At 45.0% G+C, this 19545-nt stretch carries 18 protein-coding genes, 2 tRNA genes and 1 other RNA gene; 18 read left to right on the forward strand and 3 right to left on the reverse strand.

What is annotated here, in order from left to right:
- Positions 1 to 27 precede the first annotated feature (27 nt).
- The 16 genes from pyrH to rnpB all read left to right on the forward strand — a co-directional run bounded on the left by pyrH (position 28) and on the right by rnpB (position 15030).
- Positions 28 to 723, forward strand: a complete 696-nt coding sequence (gene pyrH / locus KQI91_RS14470) for a UMP kinase (RefSeq protein WP_216393467.1) — start codon at positions 28 to 30, stop codon at positions 721 to 723.
- Positions 724 to 767: 44 nt separating this feature from the next.
- Entirely contained in the window at positions 768 to 1319 is a 552-nt protein-coding gene (frr, locus tag KQI91_RS14475; RefSeq protein ID WP_216393468.1) for a ribosome recycling factor, read from the forward strand.
- An 83-nt stretch (positions 1320 to 1402) separates the two neighbouring features.
- Positions 1403 to 2119, forward strand: coding sequence for an isoprenyl transferase (locus KQI91_RS14480; protein ID WP_216393469.1), 717 nt, complete (start codon positions 1403 to 1405; stop codon positions 2117 to 2119).
- Between the two features lie 2 nt (positions 2120 to 2121).
- The gene (locus tag KQI91_RS14485; RefSeq protein WP_216393470.1) at positions 2122 to 2916 is read left to right on the forward strand and encodes a phosphatidate cytidylyltransferase; all 795 of its coding nucleotides are present in this window, start codon (positions 2122 to 2124) and stop codon (positions 2914 to 2916) included.
- 12 nt (positions 2917 to 2928) lie between these two features.
- Positions 2929 to 4071 carry a 1-deoxy-D-xylulose-5-phosphate reductoisomerase gene (gene dxr / locus KQI91_RS14490; protein WP_216393471.1) on the forward strand — a complete coding sequence of 381 codons (1143 nt, stop codon included), beginning with the start codon at positions 2929 to 2931 and terminating at the stop codon, positions 4069 to 4071.
- Position 4072: 1 nt separating this feature from the next.
- A complete protein-coding gene (gene rseP / locus KQI91_RS14495; RefSeq protein ID WP_216393472.1) occupies positions 4073 to 5362 on the forward strand; it encodes an RIP metalloprotease RseP in 1290 nt (429 codons plus the stop codon).
- Positions 5363 to 5488: 126 nt separating this feature from the next.
- Positions 5489 to 6757 carry a peptidoglycan-binding protein gene (locus KQI91_RS14500; protein ID WP_330654588.1) on the forward strand — a complete coding sequence of 423 codons (1269 nt, stop codon included), beginning with the start codon at positions 5489 to 5491 and terminating at the stop codon, positions 6755 to 6757.
- A gap of 113 nt (positions 6758 to 6870) precedes the next feature.
- Positions 6871 to 6955, forward strand: a tRNA-Leu gene (locus KQI91_RS14505).
- Between the two features lie 233 nt (positions 6956 to 7188).
- A tRNA-Leu gene (locus KQI91_RS14510) sits at positions 7189 to 7273 on the forward strand.
- A 196-nt stretch (positions 7274 to 7469) separates the two neighbouring features.
- Complete coding sequence (locus tag KQI91_RS14515) at positions 7470 to 8477, forward strand: deoxyguanosinetriphosphate triphosphohydrolase (protein WP_216393473.1); 1008 nt, start codon at positions 7470 to 7472, stop codon at positions 8475 to 8477.
- A gap of 19 nt (positions 8478 to 8496) precedes the next feature.
- Positions 8497 to 10296 (forward strand): DNA primase, encoded by a 1800-nt coding sequence (gene dnaG, locus KQI91_RS14520; protein ID WP_216393474.1) that lies wholly within the window; start codon positions 8497 to 8499, stop codon positions 10294 to 10296.
- A gap of 39 nt (positions 10297 to 10335) precedes the next feature.
- Positions 10336 to 11460, forward strand: coding sequence for an RNA polymerase sigma factor RpoD (gene rpoD / locus KQI91_RS14525; protein ID WP_216393475.1), 1125 nt, complete (start codon positions 10336 to 10338; stop codon positions 11458 to 11460).
- Entirely contained in the window at positions 11460 to 12179 is a 720-nt protein-coding gene (locus KQI91_RS14530) for a tRNA (adenine(22)-N(1))-methyltransferase (protein ID WP_216393476.1), read from the forward strand. Before rpoD ends, KQI91_RS14530 begins: the two co-directional genes overlap by 1 nt.
- Positions 12157 to 12939, forward strand: a complete 783-nt coding sequence (locus KQI91_RS14535) for a Nif3-like dinuclear metal center hexameric protein (protein ID WP_216393477.1) — start codon at positions 12157 to 12159, stop codon at positions 12937 to 12939. The genes KQI91_RS14530 and KQI91_RS14535 overlap by 23 nt, the downstream gene beginning before the upstream one ends.
- Before the next feature lie 25 nt (positions 12940 to 12964).
- On the forward strand, positions 12965 to 14632 hold the full coding sequence (locus tag KQI91_RS14540) for a nucleoside kinase (RefSeq protein WP_216393478.1): 1668 nt from the start codon (positions 12965 to 12967) through the stop codon (positions 14630 to 14632).
- Between the two features lie 46 nt (positions 14633 to 14678).
- Positions 14679 to 15030, forward strand: an RNA gene (gene rnpB / locus KQI91_RS14545) — RNase P RNA component class A.
- Positions 15031 to 15071: 41 nt separating this feature from the next.
- On the opposite strand, the gene KQI91_RS14550 is transcribed toward rnpB, so the two are convergent.
- The 3 genes from KQI91_RS14550 to KQI91_RS14560 all read right to left on the reverse strand — a co-directional run bounded on the left by KQI91_RS14550 (position 15072) and on the right by KQI91_RS14560 (position 16936).
- Positions 15072 to 15509, reverse strand: coding sequence for an aspartate carbamoyltransferase regulatory subunit (locus KQI91_RS14550; RefSeq protein ID WP_022214906.1), 438 nt, complete (start codon positions 15507 to 15509; stop codon positions 15072 to 15074).
- A complete protein-coding gene (gene pyrB, locus KQI91_RS14555) occupies positions 15509 to 16429 on the reverse strand; it encodes an aspartate carbamoyltransferase (protein WP_216393479.1) in 921 nt (306 codons plus the stop codon). The genes KQI91_RS14550 and pyrB overlap by 1 nt, the downstream gene beginning before the upstream one ends.
- Before the next feature lie 111 nt (positions 16430 to 16540).
- The gene (locus KQI91_RS14560) at positions 16541 to 16936 is read right to left on the reverse strand and encodes a putative ABC transporter permease (protein WP_216393480.1); all 396 of its coding nucleotides are present in this window, start codon (positions 16934 to 16936) and stop codon (positions 16541 to 16543) included.
- A gap of 162 nt (positions 16937 to 17098) precedes the next feature.
- Between KQI91_RS14560 and KQI91_RS14565 the strand changes: the two genes are divergently transcribed.
- Together KQI91_RS14565 and pheA are read left to right on the forward strand one after the other, a co-directional pair.
- The gene (locus KQI91_RS14565; protein ID WP_216393481.1) at positions 17099 to 18397 is read left to right on the forward strand and encodes a bifunctional folylpolyglutamate synthase/dihydrofolate synthase; all 1299 of its coding nucleotides are present in this window, start codon (positions 17099 to 17101) and stop codon (positions 18395 to 18397) included.
- A complete protein-coding gene (pheA, locus tag KQI91_RS14570; RefSeq protein ID WP_216393482.1) occupies positions 18394 to 19545 on the forward strand; it encodes a prephenate dehydratase in 1152 nt (383 codons plus the stop codon). The genes KQI91_RS14565 and pheA overlap by 4 nt, the downstream gene beginning before the upstream one ends.

Raw genomic sequence — 19545 nt, forward strand, 5'->3', positions numbered from 1 at the left:
GCATTGGAGGAAAGGATAAACGAACTTATGAAAAGAATATTACTGAAATTAAGCGGGGAGGCACTTGCCGGAGCAGAAAAAAAAGGATTTGATGAAGCAACTGTCATTGCAGTGGCAAAACAGATCCGTACAGTTGTCGAGGAAGGTACACAGGTCGGAATCGTTATCGGAGGTGGAAACTTCTGGAGAGGACGTACCAGTGAAACGATCGATCGTAACAAAGCAGACCAGATCGGAATGCTTGCGACTGTTATGAACTGTATCTATGTTTCTGATATCTGCAGATATCTGGGACTTAAAACAGAAATTTTCACACCGTTTGTCTGCGGTGCATTCACAAAACTGTATTCCAAAGATGCGGTAGAAGAAGCTTTTGCAGAAGGCAAGATTCTGTTCTTTGCCGGTGGTACAGGACATCCGTACTTTTCTACAGATACAGCAACTGTACTGCGTGCTGTAGAGATTGAAGCGGAAGCAATCCTTCTGGCAAAAGCAGTTGACGGTATTTACGACAGTGATCCAAAGGTAAATCCAGATGCAGTGAAATATGACGAAATCTCTATTGAAGAAGTAGTAGATAAGAAACTTGCGGCGATGGATCTGACTGCATCTATCATGTGTCTGGAGCAGAAAATGCCGATGATGGTATTTGGCCTGGAAGAAGAAAACAGCATCGTAAATACGGTACATGGTAAATTTACAGGAACGAAAGTGACTGTCTAAGCAGCAAAACAACAAAATAAAACAGGAGAGGGAGATTTTGACAAATGGATGAAAGAGTGCAGAAATATGAGCAGAAGATGACAAAAACACTGAAAGGATTTGAGGAAGAACTTACTACGATCCGTGCGGGTCGCGCAAATCCACATATCCTTGACAAGATCACGGTAGATTATTATGGAAGCCCTACACCGCTTCAGCAGGTGGCAAATATCACTGTTCCGGAGGCAAGAATGATTCAGATCCAGCCGTGGGAAGGAAGCTTGATCAAAGGAATCGAAAAAGCGATTCTTACTTCTGATCTTGGACTGAACCCGAGTAATGACGGCAAGATCATCCGTCTGGTTCTTCCGGAACTTACAGAAGAACGTCGTAAAGAACTTGTAAAAGATGTCAAGAAAAAAGGTGAAGCAGCCAAAGTAGCTGTTCGTAACGTGCGCCGTGATGCGAACGATGCATTTAAAAAACTGACAAAACAGGATGTTTCTGAGGATGAAGTAAAAGATCTGGAAGATGCTGTTCAGAAGCTTACAGATAAATTCATCAAGAGCATTGATGCTGCAGTGGATGCAAAAGCAAAAGAAATCCTGACCGTATAATCATCATACAGTCAGAATGGAGGGAGAGGGAGAGCCGGAAAGGGCTCTCTTTCTGTTCGCTCTCCGGAATGAGAGGAGAAAATATGGAGAATAGAAAAGTCCCGAATCATATTGCAATCATTCTTGATGGAAACGGCAGATGGGCAAAAGCCAAAGGCATGCCGCGCGGTTATGGGCATATCAAGGGCTGTGCAAATCTTGAGACGATCTGTGATGATATTAAGGATCTGGGAGTGAAATATCTCACTGTCTATGCTTTTTCTACAGAAAACTGGAAACGTTCCAGAGAAGAAGTGGAAGGCCTGATGAAACTGTTTCGCAGTTATCTCAAGAAATGTATGAAGAGCGCAGAAAAAAATCATATGCGTGTCAAGATTATCGGAGATCCTACGGCATTTGCGCCGGATATTCAGGAGAAAATCAAAGAACTGGAAGAATTTTCCAAGGATTATGATGAGCTGTATTTCCAGATTGCCCTGAATTACGGGAGCCGTGATGAAATCACCCGCGGAATGAGAAAACTTGCTCAGGATGCGGCTGAAGGCAGGCTGAATCCGCAGGAGATCACAGAAGATACGATTGCAGGCTATCTGGATACGGCAGGTGTTCCGGACCCGGATCTGCTGATCCGTACCAGCGGAGAACAGCGCCTGTCAAATTTCCTGATGTGGCAGCTGGCATATACGGAATTCTATTTCACAGATGTTGCATGGCCGGATTTTCATAAAGAAGATCTGATCAGAGCAATCGAAAAGTACAATAGTAGAGATCGCCGTTATGGAGGCGTGAAGGAGGAATAATTATGTTTAAAACACGACTCATAAGCGGAATCCTGCTTGTGATCGCTGCACTTCTGACGATCATAAGCGGCGGATATGTACTGTTTGTGACATTGTTATGTGTTTCACTGATCGGTATGCAGGAACTGTACAAGGCGATGGGCGTGCACAAAGAGCAGACAGGACTTCTGGAACTGGCAGGTTATCTTGGGGCTCTTTTGTATTATGGTGCAGTGCTTCTGGATTTTGAACGATATGGAATGATGGCGATTCTTCTGGCACTGGTACTTCTGATGTTTGTATATGTATTTACATATCCAAAATACAATGCGAATCAGGTGATGGCAGCTTTCTTTGGTGTGGCTTATGTGGCAGGAATGCTTTCTTTTATTCTTCTGACCAGAAATCTTCCTGATGGAAAATTCCTGGTGTGGCTGATCTTTCTGTGTTCCTGGGGATGCGACACCTGTGCCTACTGTGTGGGAATGCTGATCGGTAAGCACAAAATGGCACCGGTCCTCAGCCCGAAAAAGTCTGTGGAAGGTGCAGTCGGAGGTGTAGTTGGGGCGGCACTGCTCGGCGTAATTTATGCAGCTGCAACACAGGGAGCGATGCTGGAATATGCGGTTATCTGTGGCGTCGGAGCGCTGATCTCTATGGTTGGAGACCTGGCAGCATCGGCGATCAAGCGAAACCAGGGGATCAAAGATTATGGTAAGCTGATTCCCGGACATGGAGGAATTCTGGACCGTTTTGACAGTGTGATCTTTACGGCACCGGTTATTTATTATCTGGCAAAAATGATTCTTGGTCTTTAAAAGGAGAACAGCATGAAAAAAATTGCGATATTAGGTTCAACAGGTTCTATTGGAACACAGACTTTGGATGTGGTACGTGCCAACGGAGATATTGAGGTACTTGGAATCAGTGCAGGCAGCAATATCCAGAAACTGGAAGAACAGGTGAGGGAATTCTCGCCGAAGCTTGTGGCTGTCTGGGATGAAAAAGCAGCGCAGGAACTGGCGCAGAAGATTCAGGATACGGATACAAAGGTAGTAGCAGGAATGGACGGACTTCTGGAACTGGCTGCAATGCCGGAGACAGAAATCCTGGTTACAGCAATCGTGGGAATGCTTGGAATCCGTCCGACGATCGAAGCAATCCGTGCAGGCAAGGATATCGCACTTGCGAATAAAGAGACACTGGTCACTGCCGGTCATCTGATCATACCGATGGCAAAGGAATATGGAGTCCGGATTCTTCCGGTAGACAGCGAGCACAGCGCAATCTTTCAGTCCCTGAACGGAGAACACAAAGAAGAAATTGATAAACTTCTGATCACGGCTTCTGGTGGCCCGTTCCGTGGAAGGACACGAAAAGATCTGGAGAATGTGACACTGGAAGATACATTAAAGCATCCGAACTGGGTGATGGGACAGAAAATCACAGTGGATTCTGCAACACTGGTAAATAAGGGACTTGAAGTTATGGAAGCAAAATGGCTGTTTGGCGTGGAACTGGATCAGATCCAGGTTGTTGTGCAGCCACAGAGTGTGATCCATTCGATGGTTCAGTTCAAAGACGGTGGGATCATGGCACAGCTTGGCACACCGGATATGCGACTGCCGATTCAGTATGCACTGTATTATCCTCATAGAAGATATCTGGATGGAGAACGACTGGATTTTGCAAAGCTTGGACAGATCACGTTTGAAGAACCGGATATGGATACGTTTCTGGGACTGCCGATGGCAATCCGGTCAGCACGGACTGGTGGTTCTATGCCGACAGTATTTAATGCGGCGAATGAACTTGCGGTGCGCAAATTCCTTCACAGAGAAATCCGTTTCCTGGATATTTATGATATTATCGGAGAATCTATGGAACGTCATACTGTGATCGAAAATCCGTCTCTTGAGGAGATCCTGGCAGTAGAAAACGATACATATCAGTGGATTGAAAGCAGGTGGTAGATTGAAGATCCTGATTGCGATTATTATTTTCAGTGCAATCATATTGTTTCATGAATTTGGACATTTCCTTTTTGCAAAATTGAACGGTATCAGTGTGACGGAGTTTTCTCTTGGAATGGGACCGAGACTGTGGAGTGTTCAAAAAGGGGAGACCAGATATTCGTTGAAGCTACTTCCGATTGGCGGTTCCTGTGCCATGGTGGGGGAAGATACGGCGGAAGAAGATGTTCCGGGCTCTTTTAATGCGGCACCTGTCTGGGGCAGGATTTCTGTTGTTGCAGCAGGACCGGTTTTTAACTTTATACTGGCTTTTGTGTTGGCAGTGATCATTGTTGGCTTTGTCGGATATGATCCGGCAGAGGTTCTGGAGGTTGACAGGACTTCTGCTGCTGCGGAGGCAGGCCTTCAGGCAGGAGATATTATTACAGAGTATGACGGTTATCATGTGGATCTTGCAAAAGATCTGTATGTATATATGTACCTTAATGAACTTCAGGAAGGGGATAGCGTCAACCTGAAGGTCATAAGAGACGGTAAAACAGAGAATATCACATATACGCCGGATGTATCTGTCCGTTATCTGCTGGGATTTAATCGCTCAGATGCATCTTCTATGACAGTAGAATCGCTGATTGAGGGAATGCCCCTTGAGGAGGCAGGTCTGCAGCCGGGAGATACGATCACAGCCATCAATGGTGTGGAGATTGCGGACGGTGAGGCATATGATGCGTATCTGGCAGAACATCCGCTGTCTGATGAGCCGGTAGAAATCACGTATGACCGAAATGGTCTGGATTATACGGCAACGATCACACCGAGAGAATATCGCACACCACAGCTGGGCTTTTCTTATAACCTTGGTTATACAAAGACTTCCGGTCTGCAGGTGCTGAAATATGGAGCATTGGAAATTAAATATATGATCCGGACTACCCTGCTCAGTCTGAAAGAACTGGTCACAGGTCAGCTTGGATTCCAGAATCTCAGTGGTCCGGTAGGCGTTGTGGATGCAATCGGTACAACTTATGAAGAGAGTAAGAGCGAAGGCGCGCTGATGCTTTGGATGAATATGTTGAATATGGCGGTTCTCCTGTCGGCCAACCTTGGAGTTATGAACCTTCTTCCGCTTCCGGCACTGGATGGAGGAAGACTGGTGTTTCTGATCATTGAGGCAATCCGCAGGAAACCGATCAATCGTGAGATTGAAGGCAGGATTCATTTTGCGGGTCTGATGGCATTGATGGTTCTGATGGTTGTCGTTATGTATAATGACATTCTTAAGATATTCTGATAAATGCAAATATTACAATACAGAAGGACAGAAATTCTTTTGACAGAATACGCTGTCCTTTTTTTGTGTAAAGATTTTCGGCAGAATGCATAGAATATACGGAGAGCTTTGGGGCAGGAGAATCGCGTGGAATTTTTTGAAAAAGTGCAGAGTCAGCAGGAACAGCCTGACAAAGGGGAACTGAAAGTCAGTGTATTTACAGAAGACGGAAGTAGACCGGTGGAGAATGCACTGGTTCGGATTTCTTATACGGGAGAAAGCGGCCAGACGGTTGAAGAGGTTCGTACAGATGCATCTGGACAGACACCGTCCCTGGATCTGAGAACGCCTCCGCTGGAGTACAGCATGGAACCGGTAGAAGAACAGCCATATGCGGAATATACAGTTCAGGTGCAGGCAGAAGGATTTGAAGATACGGAGATTGCGGGTGTGCAGGTGCTTCCTTCGGTGCTGGCACAGCAGTCTGTAAGAATTGCATTTCAGGCAGAGGCAGAGTTTGAACGTCTGGTTATCGGGCCACATACGCTGTTTGCGGAATATCCGCCAAAAATTGAAGAGGCAGAGATCAAACCGGTCGGAGAGAGTGGAGAGATCGTTCTGAGCAGAGTTGTTATACCGGAATATATTGTTGTGCATGACGGCTCGGTCAATGATACAACGGCACCGGACTATTATGTCAGGTATAAAGATTATATAAAAAATGTTGCCAGCAGTGAGATCTATGCAACATGGCCGGATGACACAATACGGGCAAATATACTGGCAATCATGTCCTTTACGCTTAATCGCGTCTATACAGAGTGGTATCGGAATAAAGGCAAAGATTTTACCATTACATCTTCTACAGCATATGATCACAAATGGATCCGTGGAAGAAATGTATTTGACAGTATTTCCAGGATCACGGATGAACTGTTTGAAAATTATCTCTCCAGACCGGATGTCCGTCAGCCGATCCTGACGCAGTATTGTGATGGACGACAGGTGCAGTGCAGAAACCGGGGATGGATGACTCAGTGGGGAAGTAAGTCGCTGGGAGACCAGGGGTATTCACCAATTGAGATCCTGCGGTATTTTTATGGAGATGATATGTATATCAATGTTGCTGAGGAAGTTTCGGGGATTCCGTCTTCGTGGCCGGGGTATGATCTGAATATCGGATCTACCGGAGATAAAGTACGTCAGATGCAGGAACAGCTCAACGTCATTGCAGGAGCTTACCCGGCAATACCCAAAGTAGGGGTGGATGGTATTTATGGAGAGCAGACAAAGGCTTCTGTACAGAAATTCCAGAATGTGTTTGGCCTTCCGGAGACGGGAATCACAGATTATCCTACATGGTATAAAATACAGGAAATCTATGTGGCGGTCAGCAGAATTGCAGAATTGAACTAAAAATATAAAAAAAATAAAAAATTACAAAAAAAGTGTTGACTTTAAGTCAGTTCTCTGGTAAGATACTACTTGTCGCGAGGGAGAACAAAAAGAATCCCAATGAAATGCGATATGCGGAAGTGTCGGAACTGGCAGACGAGCAAGACTAAGGATCTTGTGAGCATTGCGCTCGTGTGGGTTCAAGTCCCATCTTCCGCATTTTTTATTTAAAGCAGACTCATGCGGGTCTGCTTTTTTTGACGTTATAGAAAATTACTCTGTAATGTTCCAATAACGCAAAAAACGACTTGGAATTTTATAAAAATGTACAGAAATATCATGAAAAAAAGTTTTTGAAAAAAATGAAAAAAAGTGTTGACATATAGATAGTGGTTTGATATACTATCACTTGTCGCGAGGGAGAGCAAAAGAATCCCAATGAAATGCGATATGCGGAAGTGTCGGAACTGGCAGACGAGCAAGACTAAGGATCTTGTGAGCATTGCGCTCGTGTGGGTTCAAGTCCCATCTTCCGCATGCGAAGCCCTTGATTTTCAAGGGCTTTTTCTTTTGCCCAAACAATACAGAACTGTATACACAGATGACGAATTTTATCAGTCAAATGTCGAATTCATTTATCTGAATGTTTTTTTTGAAAAAAAGAGGAATTTGAGATTTGATGCAGAATATAATTAATAAGAGGTATTTTGTCGTTACTGTGGAGGGCATGCCTATGAATATCAGAGAAACTATGGAACAGAGGGAACTGGAACTTCTTAGCCCATATGCGGCACACAGTGGACATTCCCGGGGGAGAGAACGCCCGGAAGAAGAATGCGATGTCCGTACGGTTTATCAGCGGGACAGGGACCGGATCCTGCATTGCAAAGCTTTTCGGAGAATGAAAGATAAGACGCAGGTGTTTCTGGCACCGCAGGGAGACCACTACCGGAATCGCCTGACACATACCCTGGAGGTTTCTCAGATTGCAAGGACGATTGCCAAAGCACTGAGATTGAATGAAGATCTGGTGGAGGCGATCGCACTGGGGCATGATCTGGGGCATACTCCATTCGGACATGCTGGTGAAAAGGCCCTGGATGAGATTCATCCGGGCGGTTTTGCACATTACCGGCAGAGTGTCCGGGTAGCACAGATCCTCGAAAAAAACGGTGAGGGACTTAATCTTACCTGGGAAGTCAGAGATGGTATTTTGAATCACCGGATCAGCGGAAGTCCTGCGACACTGGAGGGACAGGTGGTTCGTTTTTCTGATAAGATCGCATATATCCATCATGATATGGATGATGCGCAGAGAGCGGGGATCATCACAGAGGATGATATTCCTGTTACATTACGGATCCTTCTGGGATATACGACCAGAGAGCGGCTGAATACGTTTGTACATGACATTATCGAAAACAGTATAGACAAAGATCATATCGAGATGTCGGCAGAAATCTATGAGGCAATGCTGGATCTCCGTAAGATCATGTTTCAGAATGTCTATACACATCCTGAAGCAAAAAAAGAAGAATCAAAAGCAATCAAAATGCTGAAAAAGCTTTATATATATTATACTGAAAATCCGGAGGAAATGTCTGCAGAATACCGACAGCTCATGAAACGCGGAGAATCAAAAGCACAGGCAGTGTGTGATTATCTGGCAGGGATGACGGATCAGTATTCGATGGCAAAATTCCGAAAGATCTACATACCAAAGTCCTGGGAGGGCTATTAAATGACAGAGGAGGAAGAGTATGCGTTATTCAGACGATATCATTGAAGAAGTCCGTCAGAAGAATGATATTGTAGATGTGGTATCGCAATACGTAAAACTAACAAGAAAAGGCAGTTCGTATTTTGGACTCTGTCCTTTTCATAATGAAAAAACTCCTTCTTTTTCCGTGACACCCGGTAAGCAGATGTATTACTGCTTTGGCTGTGGTGCAGGTGGAAATGTATTCAATTTTATCATGGAATATGAGAACTATTCTTTTGGAGAGGCACTGAAGCATCTGGCAGACAGAGCGGGGGTGGAACTTCCGAAGATCGAATATTCCAAAGAAGTGAGAGAAAAAGCAGAGCAGAAGGCAGAACTTCTGGAGATCAATAAACATGCTGCACAGTATTATTATTATCAGCTTCGTACAGAAGGCGGACAGCAGGGGCATCAGTATCTTGTCAGCCGTCAGCTGAGCGAAGAGACAATGCGTAAATTTGGACTTGGCTATTCTGATAAATTCGGCAGTGGATTATATAAATATCTCAAGTCCAAAGGTTACAGCGATGAGCGGCTGAGGGAATCCGGTCTGTTTAATGTGGATGAACGTCATGGAATGTATGATAAATTCTGGAATCGTGTGATTTTCCCGATCATGGATGTCAATAATCGTGTCATTGGCTTTGGCGGGCGTGTGATGGGCGATGGCAAGCCAAAATATCTGAATTCGCCGGAGACAAAGATCTTTGACAAAAGCCGGAATCTTTATGGGCTGAATATAGCCAGAACGACCAGAAAGAAATATCTGATTCTGTGTGAGGGCTATATGGATGTGATCGCCATGCATCAGGCCGGTTTTACCAATGCGGTTGCCTCTCTGGGAACGGCACTTACATCCGGACATGCCAGTCTGCTGAAACGTTATACGCAGGAAGTGCTTCTGCTGTATGACAGCGATGAGGCAGGAATCCGGGCAGCACTTCGTGGGATTCCGATTCTGCGTGAGGCAGGCGTGAATTCCAGAGTCGTGAATCTGAAACCCTATAAGGATCCTGATGAGTTTATCAAAAATATGGGACCGGAGGCATTTGAAGAACGACTGAATCAGGCATCGGACAGTTTTATGTTCCGCGTAAGTATCGCAGAGAGTGAATTTCCGATGGAAGAGCCGCAGGGACAGAACCGCTTTTTTGAGCGATGTGCGGAAATGCTGCTGGAGCTTCGTGATGAACTGGAGAGAAACCTTTATATAGAAGCAATCGTAAAAAAATACCGGAGCCAGTATGGAGTCAGTGCAGAGGATCTTCGCAAAAGAGTCAATACGCTGGCACTTAAAGGAACACCGGCAGAAAACCGGATACAGCCAAAGAACAGTGGCGGTCAGCCAAAGAAAAAGAAAGAATCCGCATCGGATCAGGCGCAGAAACTGATGCTGACCTGGCTGGTGACTTATCCGGGGATCTTTGATAAAGTGGCACAGTATCTGACACCGGAAGACTTTATTGTTCCGTTGTACAGAGAGGTGGCACAGATGCTGTTTCAGCAAAAAGAAGAAGGACAGGTGAATCCTGCACGGCTTCTGAATAGCTTTACAGACAGTGAGGAGCAGAGGGAAGTGGCATCGCTTTTCAATGCAACGATCCATCTGGAAACGCAGCAGGAACAGGATCAGGCATTTGCCGATACACTTCTCAGGATAAAATCCGAAAGTCTTGCAGAACGGAACCGTAACTGGGATCCGACAGATATGGCAGGACTGCAGCAGATCGTAAAGGCAAAAAAAGAATTGGAAGAACTTGGGCGAAAACGCCGGGAACTGCATATTTCTTTTGAATAAGGTTAAAATATAAACACTACATGGAGGGAATGAGCACCTATGGAAATGAATATGGGCAAATTCAGCGAAAAACTGGTAGAGCTTCTGGAGCTTGCTAAAAAGAAAAAAAATGTACTGGAATACCAGGAAATCAGTGATTTCTTTAAAGAGCAGCCGTTGGAAGTAGAACAGATGGAAAAGGTTCTGGACTTTCTGGAAGCCAGTGGAGTAGACGTACTTCGTATTTCAGGAAATGATGAAGGGCTGATTCTGGATGATGATGCAGATATCGAAAAAATGGATGACGAGGAAGAAATCGAGCTGGACAAGATTGATCTGTCCGTTCCGGAAGGCGTCAGCATTGAAGATCCGGTCCGCATGTATCTGAAAGAGATCGGTAAGGTGAGTCTTCTTACTGCAGATGAAGAGATTGAACTGGCGAAGCGGATGGAACAGGGAGATGAAGAGGCAAAGAAACGTCTGGCAGAAGCCAACCTTCGTCTGGTTGTAAGTATTGCCAAGCGATATGTGGGCCGAGGCATGCTGTTCCTGGATCTGATTCAGGAAGGAAATCTGGGTCTGATCAAGGCGGTTGAAAAATTTGATTACCGCAAAGGATATAAATTCAGCACCTATGCAACATGGTGGATTCGTCAGGCAATCACAAGAGCGATCGCTGACCAGGCACGTACCATTCGTATTCCGGTACACATGGTAGAAACAATTAACAAGCTGATTCGCGTTTCCCGTCAGTTACTGCAGGAGTTAGGACGTGAACCTACCCCGGAAGAAATTGCAGAAGAAATGAAGATGCCGGTAGACCGTGTACGTGAGATTCTTAAGATCTCTCAGGAGCCGGTTTCTCTGGAAACACCAATTGGTGAAGAGGAAGACAGCCATCTCGGAGATTTTATCCAGGACGATAATGTTCCGGTTCCGGCAGATGCGGCAGCATTTACTCTGTTAAAAGAGCAGCTGATCGAGGTGCTTGGAACACTGACAGAGAGAGAGCAGAAAGTGCTTCGCCTCAGATTTGGTCTGGATGACGGACGTGCCCGTACACTGGAAGAAGTTGGTAAAGAGTTTAATGTTACCAGAGAGCGTATCCGTCAGATTGAGGCAAAAGCGCTTCGCAAACTTCGCCACCCGAGCCGCAGCCGTAAGCTGAAGGACTATCTGGATTAATGGCAGGCAGTGTACAGCTCTCCAGAAGGCTTCTGACGATTGCCGGGATGGTGACAGAAGGAAACCGGCTGGTAGATGTGGGCTGTGATCATGGATATCTGCCGGTATATCTCATGATGCAGCACAGGATACCGGGAGCGATTGCCACGGATGTTGGCAAAGGACCTCTTGCCAGAGCACAGGAACATATTGCACAGTATGGTCTGGAACAGTACATAGAAACAAGACTGTGTGACGGGCTGGCGGGTGTCGCAAAAGAAGAAGGCGATACACTTGTGATTGCAGGAATGGGTGGCCCACTGATGGAAAAAATTCTTGCACAGGGTGAAAACGTGATTGGCGGATTTCAGGAAATGATTTTGCAGCCTCAGTCGGATGTGCCGCATTTTCGCCATTTTCTTATGACACATGGTTTTCGGATCGTGCAGGAGGAAATGGTTCTGGAAGAGGGAAAATATTATCCGATGATGAAAGCTGTTCCGGGAAAAGAAGAGGCCTGGACAGTGGAAGAAGAAATGTTTGGAAAGCTGCTTCTGGCACAGCTTCATCCGGTTCTTCATAAATATCTGAAGAGAGAACTGCGTATCAGAGAGCAAATTGAAGAACAGCTCAAAGGTGCTTCTGGAGAGGGAGCTCAGAAACGTCTGGATGAAATAAAGGAGGAAAGGCAGCTGATCTTAGCTGCTTTGCACAGATATGAAAGTAAGGGAACTGACTGACTGGCTGGATCATCGTTATCCGGTCGGCATGGCAGAACACTGGGATAATGTCGGACTTCTGGTGGGAGACGATGAAGCGGAAGTGAACCATGTTTTTCTGGCGCTTGATCTGACAGAAACAACACTTGATGAAGCGATTGCCGTCGGGGCTGATATGATCGTCACACATCATCCGATGATCTTTGAAGGACAGAAAAAAATCAATAATCATTCTTTTACAGGGCGGAGGATTCTGAAACTGATTCGAAATGGAATTCAGTATTATGCCATGCATACCAATTATGATGTGCTTGGTATGGCAGAACTCAGCGCAGATTATCTGAAACTTACGGAACGAGAAGTGCTTGCTGTGACAGCACAGACGGAGCACGGAGAAGAAGGCTTTGGCCGTGTGGGAAAGCTTCCGCATAGAATGACTCTGAGAGAATGCGGAGAATATGTAAAAGAAGCTTATGAGTTGAATGATGTAAAGGTCTATGGAGATCCGGACAGGATTGTATACAAGGCTGCAGTCTGCACGGGGAGCGGCAAAAGCATGATTCCGGATGTCCTTGCAAAAGGAGCAGAGGTTTATGTGACCGGAGATATTGACCATCACACAGGAATTGATGCGGTTGCACAGGGACTGACGATCGTAGATGCCGGACATTACGGTACAGAATACATTTTTATGAATGCGATGCAGAAGGTTCTGGAAGAAAACTTTGCGTCACTCAAAATAACATGTGCAAAAGTAAAGAGTCCGTATATGATATTGTAAAGGTTTACGACAGGAGGGCTGTCTTATGGATCAGGAAATGGTTAAAGTTACGATTGACGGGAAAGAACGGGAATATGCACTTGGCACATCTTTCAGAGAGATTGCGGATGAGTATCAGGACGACATAGAAGCACCGATCATACTGGTGATGACGGACGGAAAACTCCGTGAGCTTCAGAAAAAACTGAAAGGTGACTGTACGCTGGAGTTTGTCACAACAAAAGATCATATTGGCTTTGAGACTTACAAGAGGACTGTTTGCCTTGTGCTTCTGCGTGCGATCTATGATGTTGCAGGCAGAAAAAATGTGGATAAGGTCATGATCCACTATTCGGTTGGAAATGGATATTATTTTACAATGTCCGGCAAAGTAACACTGGATCAGGACTTCCTGAATCGGGTAAAAGGTCAGATGCATCTTCTGGCGGATATGTGTACACCGATTGGTAAGAGATCTGTCAACACCGATGATGCAGTCGCGCTTTTTCATCATCACAGAATGTATGATAAGGAAAAACTGTTTCGTTTTCGCCGCGTATCCAAGGTAAATATTTATAATATCGGTTATTATGATGACTATTTTTATGGCTATATGGCAGATCATGCCGGTTATGTGAAGTATTTTGATCTGAAACTTTATGACGAGGGATTTGTGTTGGAACTTCCGACAAGGAAAGAGCCATCTGTGATTCCGCCGTTTTGTCCGGAGAGCAAGATTTTTCGGGTACAGAAGGAATCTCAGGAATGGGCGGAAAAGATGGATATTTCTTATGTGGGTGATCTGAATGACCGTATTACAAAAGAAGGCATTGGCAATATCCTGTTGGTTCAGGAAGCTCTTCAGGAGGCAAAGATTTCTGACATTGCGCAGAGAATCGTCAGTGAAGGCAATAAAAAATTTATTATGATCGCAGGTCCGTCTTCATCAGGCAAAACTTCTTTTTCACACAGATTATCCATTCAGCTGACCGCCCATGGAATGAAACCACATCCGATCGGTGTTGATAATTATTTCAAGAACCGTGAAGAGACACCGCTTGATGAATACGGTGAAAAAAATTATGAGTGTCTGGAAGCAATCGATGTGGAGCAGTTCAACAAAGATATGCTGGCACTTCTGAACGGAGAACGGGTAGAACTTCCAGTATTTAATTTCAAGACAGGCTTACGGGAATACAAAGGAGATTTTCTTCAGCTTGGACCAGAGGATGTCCTGGTCATTGAGGGTATCCATGGACTGAATGACAAACTCAGCTATGCACTTCCGGCAGAGAGCAAATTCAAAATTTATATCAGCGCGCTGACACAGCTGAACATTGATGAACATAATCGGATTCCAACTACTGATGGCAGGCTGATTCGCCGTATTGTCCGTGATGCACGTACCAGAGGAACTTCTGCAAAAGATACCATTGCCAGATGGCCGTCTGTACGAAGAGGAGAAGAGGCAAATATTTTTCCGTATCAGGAACAGGCAGATGTGATGTTCAATTCCGCGCTTGTATATGAACTTGCATGTCTCAAGGTATATGCAGAACCTCTTTTGTTTGGGATTGATAAGAGTGAGCCGGAGTATCTGGAAGCCAAACGTCTTCTGAAATTTCTGGATTATTTTATTTCTGTTCCAAGTGAAGATATCCCGCATAATTCTCTTCTGAGAGAGTTTGTGGGCGGAAGTTGCTTTGATGTATAAATTTTTCTTTACTTAAAAGTACATTCGTGTTAGAATAGCAAACGTGCAAGCAGGCCAGGTGATCGCGGCTGTACAGACGAAAGGGTGCAGACGAGGAAAGTCCGGGCTTCGCAGGGCAGGATGCCGGATAACGTCCGGTGGAGGTGACTCCCAGACCAGTGCAACAGAAATAAACCGCCTTCCTTGCGGGAGGTAAGGGTGGAAAGGCAGTGTAAGAGACTACCGCCGTTGTGGTAACAGAACGGGCACATGTAAACTCCATTCGAAGCAAGACCGAAACGAAAGCGATACGGCTGCCCGTCGTGCTTTCAGGTGGGTCGCTCGAGCCAGCTGGCAACGGCTGGCCTAGACAGATGATCACTCAATGACATAACCCGGCTTATCGGTCTGCTTGCATAAAAAAAGAAACGTCTTCGCGGACGTTTCTTTTTTTATGTAATTATTTATTGCGTTTGCCTCTGTATTTTTCTTCACAGTATTTGCATCTGTAAACTTCTTTTTCAGGATCTGCAAGGATGAATACGTGATCCAGACCCTGCTCGATGGAAGTAATGCAGCGAGGGTTTTTGCATTTGATAACGTTTGTGATCTGTTTTGGGAGTTTCAGGATTCTTTTTTCAACGATCTTTTCGTCTTTGATGATGTTGACGGTGATGTTGTGATCGATGAATCCAAGGATGTCCAGATCAAGATTTTCAATCGGGCATTCTACTTTGATGATATCTTTAACACCCATCTTGTTGCTCTTGGCATTTTTGATGATTGCAACGGTACAGTCTAGTTTGTCCAGCTTGAGGTCATGATAGATGGTCATGGCTTTGCCGGCTTTGATATGGTCGAGTACGAAACCTTCGTGAAGTGCTCCAACGTTTAACATTATACTTCCACCTCCAGTAATCTAAGAATCAGTGCCATACGAACATAGACACCATACTGTGCCTGCTTGAAGTATGCGGCACGAGGATCGTCATCGACTTCAACGGCGATTTCGTTTACTCGCGGAAGTGGATGAAGAATGTACATATCCTTCGGTGCAAGTTCCATTTTCTGTTTGTCCAGGATGTAGAAGTCTTTCATACGAACATAATCTTCTTCGTTGAAGAAACGCTCTTTCTGCACACGTGTCATATACAGAATGTCAAGTTTTGGAAGTGCATCTTCCAGACGTTCTACTTCTTCGAATTCTACGTTGTTTTTCTCAAGGATATCTTCACGGATGTAGCTCGGTACACGAAGTTCTTCCGGTGAGATCAGAACAAATTTTACATTGGAGTAACGAAGTACCAGCGCTTCGATCAGAGAATGAACAGTACGTCCGAATTTCAGATCGCCACACAGACCGATGGTAAGATTGTCAAGTCTTCCCTTGAGGGAACGGATAGTAAGAAGATCAGTGAGGGTCTGAGTAGGATGCTGATGACCGCCGTCACCGGCATTGATAACAGGAATAGAAGAAGCCATAGAAGCTACGAGCGGAGCACCTTCTTTTGGATGACGCATAGCACAGATATCTGCATAGCAGGAAACAACACGAATCGTATCGGCAACACTTTCGCCTTTGGCAGCGGAACTGGAGCCGGCAGAAGAGAATCCTAAAACCTTGCCGCCAAGATTCATCATGGCTGCTTCAAAACTCAAACGTGTACGTGTGCTTGGTTCATAAAAACAGGTGGCAAGTCGCTTATCATCGCAGACATGTGCATATTTTGCTGGATTTTTTTCAATGTCGCTGGCCAGAGTAAGAAGATCGTCAAGTTCTTCTTTGGAAAGATCCAGCGGGCTCATTAAATGTCTCATATGAAACCTCCCTTATTGACTTGTGGTATGGAAAATTTACTGCTGCATCGTTTGGTTACAGTTGTGGAAATTTTCTCTCTTGCACAATCATATACTAGTAGAATCGATTTTTCAAGAAGATTTCAAAAGTATTTTCTCGAAAATTAATCCGGCAGCAAACCACAGCGGTGCATAGTCCAGACGGATAACTCCATGGTATTGCAGGCGGGCGCTGCTGTAGTCCCAGGGACACATATGAAACTGTTGCAGCAGAATTCCGCTTAAGAATTCTACCAGATAAAATCCGGCGGTATAAAGAAGCCCACGATAAAAAAACGGAAAAGAAGAGAGCCTGGAATACAGCGGTGCAATGATGGCGGCACAGCCATAGATCGGAAACATCAGAAGAGAGGTTTTTCCTGTCATAGTACGTTGGCCGGCAAGCAAAGAGTGCAGTCCTGTCCACAGAATCTCCATACACCATCCGATGGAGCCGCACAGAAAAAAATTTGTAAGATTCTGGTTCATATCAGATACTCCCCGTGGTATAAGAAAATAAAAATCGGTGTTGTTAAGAATCCGTAAAAACAGTATGCCCGCTCTTGAAAAAAAGATACGCAGATGCTATATTTGTATAAATACACATATGAATGTTTACCAATAAAATCAGAAACACAGGAGATACAGCAAATGGATTATCAGCAAAGCAGGGCATATATAAAAGACGCGGAAAGATACGCGGGAGGTGCTCTGAATCTTACAAATATAAAAGAACTGATGAATCGTCTGGGAAATCCCCAGGATCAGTTAAAATATGTACATGTGGCAGGAACCAATGGCAAAGGATCGGTGATCGCTTATCTGTATACAACACTTTCAGAGGCGGGTTATTGTGTCGGAAGATACATTTCTCCATCTGTATATTCATACAGAGAAAAGATGGAAGTGAACGGCAGGGCAGTGAGCAGAGAGCAGTTTGCAGGGTATGTGACCAGGGTTGCTGCAGTAATTAAAGAAATGACCACGGAAGGTCTTGCGCATCCCACCCCATTTGAAATAGAAACGGCGGTGGCATTTTTATTTTTTGCGGAAGAAAACTGTGACCTGGTCATTCTGGAAGTTGGAATGGGCGGCAATCTGGATGCAACGAATATCATAAAGAATACGATCCTTGCGGTTCTGGTACCGATCAGCATGGACCATCAGAGCTTTCTTGGAAATACACTGGCCGAGATCGCGGAGAAAAAAGCCGGAATCATCAAACCGGGATGTGCAGTGGCAACAGTTGGACAGCAGCCGGAAACAATGGCTGTGATAAAAAGAGTATGCCAGGAAAACAGTGCAGATCTGACGGTTGCAGACCTTGAGGCGGCAAAAGCGGTCAAGGAGGATTTTGCCGGACAGACACTGGAATACAAAGGGGAAACCTATGAGCTGTCTCTGGCCGGCTCTTATCAGACAGAGAATGCTGCACTGGCAATTGAAGCGTTGAATATCCTGGATCAAAAGGGATATCCGACGACGATTGAACAGCGAAAGACTGGTCTGAAAGATACGAAGTGGAATGGACGTCTTACGATCATCCATCGTGATCCATTATTCATTGTAGATGGAGCTCATAATCCGGCAGCAGCAGACATGCTGGAAGATTCGGTGCGTAAATATTTTAAAGGACGCAGAATGTTCTTTATCATGGGTGTGTTCCGCGATAAAGATTATCACTATATTATCCGGAAACTCTGTCCGTATGCACAGCAGATCGTTACGATCGAGACGCCGGACAATCCGCGTGCACTGCCTGCAGGAGAGCTGGCAGAGGCAATCAGACCATGCAATCCGCATGTACAGGCAGCAGAGAGTATTCAGGATGCGGTAGAAAAAGTATTTGCCATGGCGGGACAGGAGGATGTCATCCTTTCTTTCGGATCTCTATCATTTATAGGAGAGATCACAGCAATTGTTAAGACTCAGGAGGAAAAAGATTCATGACAGATTTACTGGAATGTCGTAAAGAAATCGACGTGATCGACAAAGAAATCTTACGACTTTTTGAAAAGAGAATGAAAGTCTGCGAAGATGTTGCAGAATATAAGATACATACAGGCAAAAAGGTGCTGGATCCAAAGAGAGAGCAGGATAAGATCAATGTTCTCAAGGATTCTGCACATGGAGAATTTAATGAGCTTGGTGCACAGGAGCTGTTTCAGCAGATCATGGCGATCAGTCGTAAAAGACAATATCAGCTTCTGACCAAGAATGGTGTAGAAAATGATGAAAAAGATTATCAGATGGTAGATGCGCTTCCGTTAACCGGAGTCAACGTTGTATTTCAGGGTGTGGAAGGAGCATACAGTTATGCCGCTATGCGGGCATATTTTTCTGAGGATATCAACAGTTACCATGTCAAAACTTTCCGCGCTGCCATGGAAGAAGTTGCATCCGGTAAGGCTGACTATGCGGTACTTCCGATCGAGAATTCTACGGAAGGGATCGTAACAGATATTTATGATCTTCTGACAGAATACCAGCTGTATATCGTTGGAGAGCAGGGTGTCAAAGTGGAACATGTCCTTCTTGGAATTCCTGGAACATCTCTGGATGAGATCAAAACGGTTTATTCTCACCCGCAGGCACTGGCACAGTGCAAGAAATATCTGGAGGGTCATCCGGACTGGAAAATCGTAAAGACAGAAAATACAGCCGGAGCAGCCAAAAAAGTTCATGAAGAGCTGAATAAAACACAGGCGGCGATCGCAAGCAGGGCCGCAGGAGAACTCTATGAACTTTCTGTTATGGCAGAAAACATCTGTTACAACAATGAGAATGTCACCAGATTTATCATTGTCAGTGCGCATCCGGTATATGAAAAGAGTGCGGCAAAAGTAAGTGTATGCTTCGAACTGCCTCACGAAAGCGGAACGCTTTACAACATGCTTTCTCATTTTATATACAACGGACTGAGCATGACCAAGATCGAATCCCGTCCGATCACCGGTAAGAAATGGGAATACAGATTTTTTGTGGACTTCGAGGGCAATCTTGAAGATCCGGCAGTCAAAAATGCTCTTCGCGGACTGGAAGCGGAGGCAAACCGGATGAGAGTACTTGGAAATTACGGACAGCAGGAGGAACAATAA

Source organism: Blautia sp. MSJ-19, from assembly GCF_018918125.1.
Taxonomy (GTDB): domain Bacteria; phylum Bacillota; class Clostridia; order Lachnospirales; family Lachnospiraceae; genus Blautia_A.